The organism is Kitasatospora sp. CB01950 (assembly GCF_001905465.1).
Classification (GTDB): Bacteria; Actinomycetota; Actinomycetes; order Streptomycetales; family Streptomycetaceae; genus Kitasatospora.
The window spans coordinates 182762-194923 of sequence record NZ_LISX01000001.1; the positions used below are offsets into that span (position 1 = coordinate 182762).

General features: G+C 70.9%; 9 protein-coding genes, 1 tRNA gene and 1 pseudogene. 6 read left to right on the forward strand and 5 right to left on the reverse strand.

Going from position 1 to position 12162, the window contains the following annotated elements; all coding sequences use genetic code 11:
- Window positions 1-78: 78 nt before the first annotated feature.
- Together grpE and dnaK are read right to left on the reverse strand one after the other, a co-directional pair.
- Complete coding sequence (gene grpE, locus AMK19_RS00825; protein WP_073807227.1) at window positions 79-669, reverse strand: nucleotide exchange factor GrpE; 591 nt, start codon at window positions 667-669, stop codon at window positions 79-81.
- Window positions 666-2510: a molecular chaperone DnaK gene (gene dnaK / locus AMK19_RS00830; RefSeq protein WP_073807229.1), complete on the reverse strand. Its 1845-nt coding sequence runs from the start codon at window positions 2508-2510 to the stop codon at window positions 666-668. The genes grpE and dnaK overlap by 4 nt, the downstream gene beginning before the upstream one ends.
- Before the next feature lie 304 nt (window positions 2511-2814).
- Here dnaK and AMK19_RS00835 point away from each other — a divergent pair, with 304 nt between their 5' ends.
- The 5 genes and pseudogenes from AMK19_RS00835 to AMK19_RS00855 all read left to right on the forward strand — a co-directional run bounded on the left by AMK19_RS00835 (window position 2815) and on the right by AMK19_RS00855 (window position 9638).
- Window positions 2815-5028, forward strand: coding sequence for a (Fe-S)-binding protein (locus AMK19_RS00835; RefSeq protein WP_073807231.1), 2214 nt, complete (start codon window positions 2815-2817; stop codon window positions 5026-5028).
- An 89-nt stretch (window positions 5029-5117) separates the two neighbouring features.
- Entirely contained in the window at window positions 5118-6197 is a 1080-nt protein-coding gene (locus AMK19_RS00840; protein ID WP_143200002.1) for a LamG domain-containing protein, read from the forward strand.
- Between the two features lie 208 nt (window positions 6198-6405).
- Window positions 6406-7479, forward strand: a pseudogene (locus AMK19_RS00845) (sugar phosphate nucleotidyltransferase); the annotation flags it as partial.
- A 273-nt stretch (window positions 7480-7752) separates the two neighbouring features.
- Entirely contained in the window at window positions 7753-8649 is an 897-nt protein-coding gene (locus tag AMK19_RS00850; RefSeq protein ID WP_158071847.1) for a Yip1 family protein, read from the forward strand.
- Between the two features lie 95 nt (window positions 8650-8744).
- Window positions 8745-9638, forward strand: a complete 894-nt coding sequence (locus tag AMK19_RS00855) for a metal-dependent hydrolase (protein ID WP_073807236.1) — start codon at window positions 8745-8747, stop codon at window positions 9636-9638.
- Window positions 9639-9713: 75 nt separating this feature from the next.
- On the opposite strand, the gene dcd is transcribed toward AMK19_RS00855, so the two are convergent.
- Together dcd and AMK19_RS36780 are read right to left on the reverse strand one after the other, a co-directional pair.
- A complete protein-coding gene (gene dcd / locus AMK19_RS00860) occupies window positions 9714-10289 on the reverse strand; it encodes a dCTP deaminase (RefSeq protein WP_073807237.1) in 576 nt (191 codons plus the stop codon).
- 92 nt (window positions 10290-10381) lie between these two features.
- Entirely contained in the window at window positions 10382-10582 is a 201-nt protein-coding gene (locus tag AMK19_RS36780) for a hypothetical protein (protein ID WP_073807239.1), read from the reverse strand.
- A gap of 155 nt (window positions 10583-10737) precedes the next feature.
- Here AMK19_RS36780 and AMK19_RS00870 point away from each other — a divergent pair.
- Window positions 10738-10811: transfer RNA gene (locus tag AMK19_RS00870), tRNA-Gly, on the forward strand.
- A 37-nt stretch (window positions 10812-10848) separates the two neighbouring features.
- On the opposite strand, the gene AMK19_RS00875 is transcribed toward AMK19_RS00870, so the two are convergent.
- Complete coding sequence (locus tag AMK19_RS00875; RefSeq protein ID WP_073807241.1) at window positions 10849-12039, reverse strand: damage-control phosphatase ARMT1 family protein; 1191 nt, start codon at window positions 12037-12039, stop codon at window positions 10849-10851.
- Window positions 12040-12162: the final 123 nt, after the last annotated feature.

Genomic DNA, 12162 nt, shown 5'->3' on the forward strand with positions numbered 1-12162 from the left:
AAGAGCCCGGGATACGGCGCTGCGGAGCCGGCCGTCGTACTGGACGACGTACGACTCCGCAGCGCGCGGGGACTCTACTCAGCTGTCGGACGAGCCGTCAGCCGTGTCTCCGTCAGGTTCGCCGGTGGTCTGGGTGCCCGGCTGGGGCTCCGCGACCGCGACCATCGCCGGGCGGATGATCCGCTCGCCGATCCGGTATCCGGGCTGGAGGATCTGCACGCAGGTGTCCTCCGTGACGTCCGACGAGTAGCTGTGCATCAGCGCCTCGTGGATGGTCGGGTCGAAGGGCTCGCCCTCCTTGCCGAACTGCTGCAGCCCGAGCTTGGCGACGACCGTCTCCAGCGACTCGGCGACGGACTTGAAGCCGCCCGTCACCTCGCCGTGCTCACGGGCGCGGCCGATGTCGTCCAGCACCGGGATCAGCGACTCCACGATGTTGGAGACCGCGATCTCCCGGACGGTGGCCCGGTCGCGCTCGACGCGCTTGCGGTAGTTCTGGTACTCCGCCTGGAGGCGCTGCAGGTCGGCGGTGCGCTCGCCTGCCTCGCGCTTGGCGGCGGCCAGCTCGTCGGTGCCCGCGCCGGAGACCGCTTCTTCGGCGGCCTTCAGCACGGCTTCCTCGGCGGCGGAGTCGTCGCCGGGCTGGTCGCCCTGCGGCTTCTCCGTCATGCCGCACCACCCTTGGGCTTCTCGTCGTCGACGATCTCGGCGTCGACCACGTCGTCGTCCTTGGGGGCTTCGCCGGCACCGGCCGCACCGGTGGCCGCGCCCGCGCCGTCGGCCTGGGCGTACAGCGCCGCGCCGAGCTTCTGGGCGGTGGTGGAGACCTTCTCGGTGGCGGTGCGGATGGCCGCGATGTCGTCGCCCTTGAGGGTTTCCTTGAGCTCGCCGATGGCGGTCTCGACCTCGGTCTTGACGTCGGCCGGGAGCTTGTCCGCGTTGTCGGCGATGAACTTCTCGGTCGAGTAGACGAGCTGCTCGCCCTGGTTGCGGGTCTCGACGGCCTCGCGACGCTTGGTGTCCTCCTCCGCGTAGCGCTCCGCCTCCTCACGCATGCGGTTGACCTCGTCCTTCGGCAGCGAGGAGCCGCCGGTGACGGTCATCTTCTGCTCCTTGCCGGTGCCGAGGTCCTTCGCGGCCACGTGCATGATGCCGTTGGCGTCGATGTCGAAGGTGACCTCGATCTGCGGCAGGCCGCGGGGCGCCGGCGGCAGGCCGGTCAGCTCGAACATACCGAGCTTCTTGTTGTACGCCGCGATCTCGCGCTCGCCCTGGTAGACCTGGATCTGCACGGAGGGCTGGTTGTCCTCGGCGGTGGTGAAGATCTCGGAGCGCTTGGTCGGGATCGTGGTGTTGCGCTCGATCAGCTTCGTCATGATGCCGCCCTTGGTCTCAATGCCCAGGGACAGCGGGGTGACGTCGAGCAGCAGGACGTCCTTGACCTCGCCCTTCAGCACACCGGCCTGCAGGGACGCGCCGATGGCGACGACCTCGTCCGGGTTGACGCCCTTGTTGGCGTCCTTGCCGCCGGTCAGCTCCTTTACGAGCTCGGCGACGGCCGGCATACGGGTCGAGCCGCCGACCAGGACCACGTGGTCGATCTCGGACAGCTGGATGCCGGCGTCCTTGATGACGTTGTGGAACGGGACCTTGCAGCGGTCCAGCAGGTCAGAGGTGAGCTGCTGGAACTGGGAGCGGCTGAGCTTCTCGTCCAGGTGCAGCGGGCCCTCGGCGGAGGCCGTGATGTAGGGCAGGTTGATCGAGGTCTCCGAGGAGGAGGACAGCTCGATCTTGGCCTTCTCGGAGGCCTCGCGCAGACGCTGGACGGCCATCTTGTCCTTGGACAGGTCGACGCCGTGGCCGGCTTGGAAGACCTTCACCAGGTGGTCGACGACGCGCTGGTCCCAGTCGTCGCCGCCGAGGTGGTTGTCACCGTTGGTGGCCTTGACCTCGACCACGCCGTCGCCGATCTCCAGCAGGGAGACGTCGAAGGTACCGCCACCGAGGTCGAAGACCAGGATGGTCTGGTCGTCCTTGTCCAGGCCGTAGGCCAGGGCGGCGGCGGTCGGCTCGTTGACGATGCGCAGGACGTTCAGGCCCGCGATCTCGCCGGCCTCCTTGGTGGCCTGCCGCTCGGAGTCGTTGAAGTACGCCGGGACGGTGATGACGGCGTCGGTGACCGTCTCGCCCAGGTAGGACTCGGCGTCCCGCTTGAGCTTCTGCAGGACGAAGGCGGAGATCTGCTGCGGCGTGAAGTCCTTGCCGTCGATGCCGATCTTCCAGTCGGTGCCCATGTGGCGCTTCACCGAACGGATGGTCCGGTCGACGTTGGTGACCGCCTGGCGCTTGGCGACCTCGCCGACGAGCACCTCGCCGTTCTTGGCGAAAGCGACGACGGACGGCGTGGTCCGAGCGCCCTCGGCGTTGGTGATGACCGTGGGCTCACCGCCCTCAAGAACACTGACGACGGAGTTCGTCGTACCGAGGTCGATGCCGACCGCGCGTGCCATCGTGAATACCTCCGGGGAGAAGTTGAGCAGTACGGGCTCAAGGATGCATGAGGAATCGAGAAGCGTCAACAGCTTTGAGTCGCTGTCGCTCAACTTTACTGAGCGCTTATGTCGCGAACCCCTCCGAGCAGGGCTCGGGGCTGCTCCGGACGGGTGAGTACGGGCATAGTGACTGCCGCCATACCTTGAACATCTTCTGAGTGAGTGTTAACGACCGGTAATGTCCGGCGCGTCGACCCGGAAAGTTACCCACCAGTACACTCTGGGCAGGATTCGGACCACAGCCGCTGGAGACGGAGAGCCGATGCAGCTAGCAGCGATCGTCATCTCGCTGGTCACCTTTGTGATCGGCACCGCGCTCGCCGCCCGGGCGGCGTTGTACATCTACAAGGTGGTGCGCACCGGCTCTGCCGACAGCACCCGATTCGGGCAGCCCGCGCAGCGCGTGGCCACCGTGGCCAAGGAGTTCCTCGGCCACACCCGGATGAACCGCTGGGGCGTGGTCGGCGTCGCCCACTGGTTCGTCGCGGTGGGCTTCTTCTCGCTGATCCTCACCCTGGTCAACGCGTTCGGTCAGCTCTTCGACGCCGAGTTCGCGCTGCCGATCATCGGGCACTGGCTGGTCTGGAACGTCTTCGTCGAGCTGATCGGCACCCTGACCACCCTGGGCATCGCCGTGCTGATCGTGATCCGGCTGCTCAGCCTGCCCTCCCGGGCCGGCCGCAAGTCCCGGTTCGCCGGCTCGATCGCCTGGCAGGCGTTCTACGTCGAGTACACGATCCTCGGCATCGGCATCTGCATCATGATGCTGCGCGGCCTGGAGGGCGCCCTGGAGGGCGTCACCTCCTACGACCCGACGTACCTGATCTCGTACCCGATCGTCGCCGCGTTCGAGGGCACCGCCCACGGCACCCTGGTCAACCTGATCTACGTCTTCGCGATGCTGAAGATCTGCATCTCCTTCGCGTGGGCCATCACCATCGGCATCAACCCGTCGATGGGCGTCGCCTGGCACCGCTTCCTGGGCTTCTTCAACATCTACTTCAAGCGCGAGGAGGACGGCGGCACCGCGCTGGGCGCACTGCGCCCGATGACCAGCAGCGGTGCCCCGATCGACTTCGAGGACCCGGCCGACGACGCGGTGTTCGGCGTCTCGCAGGTCGAGCACTTCTCCTGGAAGGGCATCCTCGACTTCTCGACCTGCACCGAGTGCGGCCGCTGCCAGTCGCAGTGCCCCGCCTGGAACACCGGCAAGCCGCTGTCGCCCAAGCTGCTGATCATGAGCCTGCGCGAGCACGCCTACGCCAAGGCCCCGTACCTGCTCGCCGGTGGCGGCAAGGACATGGAAGGCGAGGAGCAGGCCACCAGCGAGCAGCTGAAGGACGTCCCCGCCGCGGCCCTGGCCGAGGCCGAGCGCCCGCTGATCGGCACCGCCGAAGAGGGCGGCATCATCGACCCGGACGTGCTGTGGTCCTGCACCACCTGCGGCGCCTGCGTCGAGCAGTGCCCGGTCGACATCGAGCACATCGACCACATCGTCGACATGCGCCGCTACCAGGTGATGATCGAGAGCAGCTTCCCGACCGAGGCCGGGACGATGCTCAAGAACCTGGAGAACAAGGGCAACCCGTGGGGCCTGGCCACCAAGGCGCGCCTGGACTGGGTCAAGGAGCTGAAGAAGGAGACCGGCATCGAGGTGCCGGTGATCGGCGAGGACATCGACCCCGCCGAGGTCGAGTACCTGTACTGGGTCGGCTGCGCCGGCGCCCTGGAGGACCGGGCGAAGAAGACCACCAAGGCCTTCGCCGAGCTGCTGCACACCGCGGGCGTCAAGTTCGCGATCCTCGGCAAGGAGGAGACCTGTACCGGTGACTCCCCGCGCCGCCTCGGCAACGAGTTCCTGTTCCAGATGCTCGGCGCGCAGAACGTCGAGACCCTGAACGCCGCACTGGAGGACGCGCCGACCAAGCGGATCGTCGCCACCTGCCCGCACTGCTTCAACACCATCGCCAACGAGTACCCGCAGCTCGGCGGGCACTTCGAGGTCATCCACCACACCCAGCTGCTGCAGCACCTGATCGACGAGGGCAAGCTGCTGCCGGTCAACCCGGTGGAAGGCCTGATCACCTACCACGACCCGTGCTACCTCGGTCGGCACAACAAGGTCTACACCCCGCCGCGCGAGATCATCGGCAAGGTGCCCGGCCTGCGCAACGAGGAGATGCACCGCCACAAGGAGCGCGGCTTCTGCTGCGGCGCCGGCGGCGCGCGGATGTGGATGGAGGAGCGGATCGGCAAGCGGATCAACACCGAGCGCGTGGACGAGGCGCTGTCCCTCAACCCGGACATCGTCTCCACCGCCTGCCCGTTCTGCCTGGTGATGCTCTCCGACTCGGTCAACGGCAAGAAGAACGAGGGCGCCGCCAAGGAGCACCTGAAGGTCGTGGACGTTGCCCAGCTGCTGCTGGAGTCGGTCAAGTCCCTGCCCACCGCGGAGGCGGAGCCGGTCGAGGCCTGACCTGCCCCGTCACCCGGACCCCGGACGCCCGTTGCGGCTCCGGGGTCCGGGCGTTTTCGGGTGATCACCGATGACCTAGCATCTGCCGCATGACTGCTGACGGGGGAATACCGGGGCCCGGCGGCTTCGGCGGCGGGCCGTACCAACTGCCTGCGGTGACCAGTGCGGCCCCCGACTGGGCGGCGCTCGCCGAGGCCAACGAGCGCGAGCACCGGCGTCGCCGGCTGCGGCTGCGGATCGGTGCCGGAGCGCTCGGGGTGGCCCTGATCGGCGGCGCCGTCGCCACCGCCGTCGCGCTGTCCGGCCCGTCGGATCCGTCCGGCACGACGGCCGTGCCCGTGCCCACCGCGCAGCCCGACGGCCCCGCCCCCGACGCGCCCACCGGGGAGCCGAGCCCGGGCCCGTCCGAGTCGGCCTCCGCGTCCGCCTCGGCCTCGGCCTCGGCGTCCGGCTCCGCGCAGCCCTCCGGCTCGGCGTCCGCCCGCAGCACCGCCAAGCCGAGCGCCGGCGGCAGGGCGAACGCCGCGACGCTGCCCGGGATGGACCTCGGCGGCGCCGCCGCGGTCGACACCACCGCCGGCCACAGCGGGCCCACCTTGACCCTGCACGGCAACAGCGACGGCTGGGCGGACAGCGGCAGCCCCGTGGTCGACACCTCGCGGTCCTTCACCGTCTCCGCGGTGGTCCGCAACAACGCCCCGACCGGCGGCCGGGCCGTCGTCACCCAGGGCAACGACAGCTACTACTCCTTCTACCTGGGCCGCGACGACTGGGGCACCCACAACCAGTGGGTGTTCAAGGTGCAGACCGCGGCCGGAGCCCAGGACAGCACCACCTACCAGGCCTTCTCCACCGCCGCGGGCGCCGCCACGACCGGCCGGTGGACGATGCTCACCGGCGTCTACGACGCGGACAGCAAGAAGATCACGCTGTACGTCAACGGCGTGCTCCAGCAGACCACCGCGGTCAAGGGCGTCTGGCAGACCACCGGAGGCCTCCAGCTCGGCCGGGTGCGCTACAAGAACACCTGGAGCGACTTCTGGGACGGCGCCATCTCCACCGTGCAGGTCTGGGACCAGGCCCTGCCCGCCACCGCCGTCGCCCGACTGAACGGATCCGGCGGCGCCGACGCCGGAACGGCCGCCAAACGCTCCTGGTTGTTGCCCTAGGGCCTGTCCGGGCAACAGCCCGCCCGCACACCTGCCCGACGGGGGCAGTGGGTTTGACACGCTGTTCGAGCAAATAGAGTATGCGGCGGGACCGGGAAATAGCCGGTTCCGTCGAAGGCCACCTGATGCTGGCCCGACACAGTCACCGAGCGAGCGCACCGGACCCTGTCGAGCCGGGCCGCCGGAATCTGACCAGGGGAGATAGGACATGACCGAGGCGATCATGTTGGTCGGCGGCAAGGGCACGCGGCTGCGCCCGTTGACCACGCACACGCCGAAGCCCATGCTGCCCGTGGCCGGTGTCCCGTTCATCGCCCACCAGCTGGCCCGCGCTGCCGCCGCCGGTGTCACCCGCGTGGTGCTCGCCACCTCCTACCTGGCCGACGTCTTCGTCGACCACTTCAAGGACGGCAGCCCGTACGGCCTCGAACTGGTCTACCTCACCGAGGACGAGCCGCTGGGCACCGGCGGCGCCATCCGCAACGCCGCGGCCGGCCTGACCTGCGGCCCCGACGAGCCGGTGCTGATCTTCAACGGCGACATCCTGTCCGGCCTGGACATCGCCGGCCTGCGCGACGCGCACACCGCCTCCGGCGCCGACGTCACCCTGCACCTCACCCGGGTGGCCGACCCGCGCGCCTTCGGTCTGGTCCCGACCGACGAGGACGGCCGGGTGCTCGCCTTCCTGGAGAAGCCCGAGACCCCCGAGCAGATCGTCACCGACCAGATCAACGCCGGCTGCTACGTCTTCACCCGTTCGGTGATCGACCGCATCCCGACCGGCCGCGAGGTCTCCGTCGAGCGCGAGACCTTCCCCGAGCTGCTCGCCACCGGCGCGCTGCTGCGCGGCGTCGTCGACACCTCGTACTGGCTGGACCTCGGCACCCCGGCCGCGTTCGTCCGCGGCTCCGCCGACCTGGTGCTCGGCAAGGTCGACTCCCCGGCCGTCCCCGGCCCGACCGGCGAGGCCCTGCTGCTGGCCGGCTCGCAGGTCGACCCGGCCGCCGTGCTGAGCTCCGGCACCGTGGTCTCCGCAGGCGCCGAGATCGCCGCCGGCGCCATCGTCGAGGGCAGCGTGGTGCTCCAGGGCGCCCGGATCAAGGCCGGCGCGTACGTCAAGGACTCCATCGTCGGCGCCTTCGCCGAGATCGGTGAGCGCTGCTCGCTGGACGGCGTGGTGATCGGCGACGGCGCCACCCTGGAGGCCGAGAACGAGCTCTCCAACGGCCTGCGGATCGCCTGCGGCACCCGCCTGCCGATCGGCGCCGTGCGCCTGTCCGCCGGCCCCGGCGGCTGCGAGGCCGGCCTGAGCAACGCCGCCGCGGTGCACGCGCCCGGCAGCCGCGTCGTCGGCTGACCCACCCTCTCCCGCGCGGCCGCGCAGGGCGTTCCGGACGCCTGCTGCGCGGCCGCGCTTGTGCTTTCGGCGGTGCCGGGCGGTCGCTCCGTGCTCTCCCTGCGGTGCCGGGCGGGCCGCGTCACAGGACGGCTGCAATCCGGCCCCGCCGTCATGATCACCCGACGGCGGGTCAGCCCTTGCGGGTACCGTCGTGCCGTGGCTGGCAATCGACACGACGACGGACGGGGCGCCGACCCCCGGCACGGCTGGACGGAACCCCAACCGGGCACCCCGCAGGGCGACCCGTACCGCGGCGCGCCCACCGGCGGCCCCGAGTACTTCACCGCCCCGACCCCCGGGTACCCCGGCGACGGCTACGGGGGCGACCAGCCCGGTCACACCAGGGCCTTCGCGGTCGGCGAGCAGCCGTACGACGGACCGTACGAGCCGTACGACGCGGGGTACGGCGAGCCGTACGGGCAGCAGCAGTACGACCAGGGCGGCTACCCGGTCGAGGACAACGTCGCCGTGTACCGGGCCGGCGGGCAGGCCGCGCCGCACCTCGGCGGGCCGCGACTGCCCTGGCGGGAGCTGCTCGCCGGGATCTACCGCCGTCCGAGCGCCACCTTCGACCGGATGCGCGACCACCAGGTGTGGCTGCCCGCGCTGACGGTGTCGCTGCTGTACGGCGCGCTCGCGGTGTTCGCCCTCGACAGCACCTACGACCAGGTGGTGCACTCCACCTTCGCGGTCGCGCTGTGGGCGATCGGCGGCGCCGCGGTCGGCTTCACCGTGGCCGGCGGCATCCTGAGCGCCGTCACCTACGCGCTGGCCCGGCAGGTCGGCGGCGACGGCCCGTGGCAGTCGACGGTCGGCCTGTCCGTGCTGGTCAGCTGGACCACCGACGCGCCGCGGCTGCTGCTGGCGCTGTTCCTGCCCGAGCGCAACATGGTGGTGCAGGCGGTCGGCTGGGCGACCTGGGTGGGCTGCGCGGCGCTGCTGACCATCCTGGTGCGGCGGATCCACGACCTGCCCTGGGGCAAGGCGGCCGGGGCGGCGGCGGTGCAGCTGATCGCGCTGCTGGTGCTGATCAAGCTGCCCACGCTGGGCTGAGGCCCGACCGGCCCGGGACCGCGGCCGTCCGGATGGTGGGATTTTTGTAGGGTGGGGTGTTCGGCCCACCCTCAGATCCCGTCCGGAGCCCGCGCATGAGCCTGCCCACCACCCACGTCAGCTTCCCGGCCGGGGCGGTGACCGGCGCCTCGCCGATCCTCGCCGTGCACACCCTGCCGGACGGGCGCACCGCCGTGGTCACCGAGGCCACCCCGTTCCACCCGGTCGACCACACCTGGCCCGACCAGCCCGCCGACCTCGGCACCCTCACCGTCGACGGCACCGCGCACCCCGTCGTCGACTGCCTCACCGGCGGCCACGGCCCGGCCGGCGAGTTCGCGGCCGGCGCCGACATCCCGGTCCGGCGCGGCGACGAGGAGTGGTCCTGGCTGGTGCTGCACGTGCTGCCGGCCGGCGCGCTCGGCCCGGAGGCCGTCGGCCGCACCGCCGAACTCGCCGTGGACGCCGAGCGCCGCGCGCTGCTGTCCGCCGCGCACACCGGCTGCCACCTGCTGGCGCTCGCCCTGAACGCCGCGCTCGCGCCGCGCTGGCGCAAGGACCCGGGCCGCTCCGACGCCTTCGGCCACCCGGACTTCGACAGCCTCGCCATGGACACCTCGGCGATGGACACCGAGGCCAGCACCGACACCTACCGGATCGGCAAGTCGCTGAAGAAGAAGGGCTTCACCGTCGACGCCACCGAGGAGCTCCCCGCCCTCGCCGACGCGCTGCCCGCCCTCACCGAGGACGTCAACGCCCGGCTGGCCGCCTGGGTCGCCGCCGACGCGGCCGTCCGGATCGACGTCCCCGGCCCCGAGCTCACCGCCCGCCGCCGCTGGCACGCCGACCTCCCGGACGGCGCCGCAGAGATCCCCTGCGGCGGCACCCACCTCCACCACCTCGGCGAACTCGCCGAGCTGCGAACGGAGTTGACGCTCTCCGCGGACGGCACCGAGCTGGTCGCCCGGACCAGCCCCAAGCGCGCCTGACCTGGTACGAGAAGGGCCGGCCCCGCGACTGCGGGGCCGGCCCTTCTCCTGGTCCGACTGCTCTGCCGACGAGGCTCAGACCTCGGTGCGGTGGAAGTTCTGGAACGAGCGGGACGGCGTCGGGCCGCGCTGGCCCTGGTACCGCGAGCCGTAGCGCGCCGAGCCGTACGGGTGCTCGGCCGGCGAGGAGAGCCGGAACAGGCACAGCTGGCCGATCTTCATCCCCGGGTACAGCTTGATCGGCAGCGTCGCCACGTTCGACAGCTCCAGCGTCACGTGGCCGCTGAAACCCGGGTCGATGAAGCCCGCGGTCGAGTGCGTCAGCAGGCCGAGCCGGCCCAGGCTGGACTTGCCCTCCAGGCGCGAGGCCACGTCGTTCGGCAGCGTGATCACCTCGTAGGTGGACGCCAGCACGAACTCGCCCGGGTGCAGGACGAACGCGTCATCGCCGTCCGGCTCGACCAGCCGGGTCAGGTCCGGCTGCTCCTCGGAGGGGTCGATGTGCGGGTAGCGGTGATTCTCGAAGACCCGGAAGAACCGGTCGAGGCGGACGTCGATGCTCGACGGCTGGACCATCGACGGGTCGAACGGGTCGATCGCGACCCGCCCCTTGTCGATCTCGCTACGGATGTCGTTGTCAGAGAGCAGCACGCCACCGAGGGTACGTGCCACGGGGCGGGCCGCCCAAAAGCATCCGCCCGGCGGACCTGCTCCGATCGCCGCCGGACCCCCTGCCGGACCGCCTACCGCCGCGCGGAGCGCCCCAGTTGGGACGCCGAGAGCTCCGACACGTCCGCCGGCACCGAATTCCGCAACCGCCCGCACCGCGGGCACCGCAACAGCCGCCCCGGCCCCAACCGCCCCGCCTGCAACTGCTGCATCGGAAACGCCGCCGTACCGAACAGATGCCCCTCCGCACAACGAACCAGGGTGCGCTGCTCCATCGGTCCCCTTCCCACAGTTCCGCCGACAGCGCCACATTAGGGGACCAACCGGACACCACCCACCAGGCTCGCCGCCACCCGAAACCCGGCACGACCACCCTGTCGCATGGGGTACAGTGGTGCTTGATCGATCCGTTCCTGACGGTTCGTCATATGCGGGCGTAGTTTAATGGTAGAACATGAGCTTCCCAAGCTTAGAGCGCGAGTTCGATTCTCGTCGCCCGCTCCACAAGGAAAGCCCCAGGTCAATGACCTGGGGCTTTCTGTCATTTCGCGGGATTTCCTCGGGCCGGGGCGGCGGTCGGGCGGCACTGGATCAGGGCGTGGCGGCCGTCGGTCCGCCAGGTGCGGCCTGAACTGTCCAGCCGGGTCAGGGTGGTGGCGCCGATGCCGACGAGGACGTCCGACTTCAGGGTGCGCAGGGTGGCGACGGGGGACGGGAAGTGGGTGACCGTTTCGGGGAAGGGGGTGGTGGGTGGGTGGAGGCGGTCGTCCACCAGGCGGCGGTAGTTGAGGTCGCCCTTGAGGATCGTCATGGTGGCGCCGGTGAGCTCGGTGCGGAGGTCGGTGGGCAGGTCGCGGAACGGGAGCGGGGCGCAGAAGAAGGGGTGGGTGCGGACGGCGAGGGTGTCGTCGGTCATGGCCTGCCAGAGTCGGCGGCCGATCGTCGCGGCGGCGTCCGTGGGGGCGGTGCGGAGGCGTTCGAGGGCGGCGAGGGTGTCGGCCGTCGTGGCGTCGGAGACGTAGTACGGCTGCGGTTTCACGTAGAGGACGACCTGGGACGCCAGGCCGGTGTGCAGGAGGTGGTCGATCAGCACCAGGTCGGGGAGCAGTTCCCGGGCGGCGTTGTCGGCGACCAGGCAGACCCGGCCGCCGGGGGTGTGTTCCAGGGCGGACCACAGGAGGGCGCTGTCGTCGGCGACCAGGTCGGACGGGGCGGTCGGGCGTCCGGCGGTGAGTTGGAAGCTCAGGTCGGCGCGGTTGCCCCACAGGGCGGAGGACAGCAGGGCGGCGGAGCGGCGGGGGCCCGGCAGGGCGTCGAGTGCGCTGAGGGCGGCCAGTTCCTCGTCCACGGCCGGCCCGGCCAGTTCGGCGTTCTTGAACGGGGCGAAGGGGTCGATGCCCTGCCAGGTGCCGGGGCGGAAGTAGCCGGTGGCTTCCAGGAGTCGGCGGTAGAAGTAGCTCTCCGCCCACAGGAACGGCGCCTCGCCCCAGGGCCGGCCCCACAGGCCTCGTCCCCACTCCAGCCACTGGGCGTGGTCGTGGGCGTGCTCCGGCAGCGGTTCGAGGACGCCGGTGGTGCTCTCGGCCAGCAGCCGTTCGATTCCGGCGCGCTCCGCGGGGCCGTACGGCAGGGCGTCGAGGAGTTGCCGGACGAGCTTCGGGTGGCGCTCGTGGAACACGGCCCAGGGGAACGAGCCGGGGACGTCACTGCGGATCACGGGCGCGTCGGTCATGGCTGCGGGGTCCGGGCGGCGACGAGGTCGAGCAGGTCGGGAAGGCCGAGCAGGGCGGGAAGGTGGAGCAGGCCGGGCGGTTCGGGGAGCGCCTTGACGACGGGGGTGGCCATGGTCGCGGCT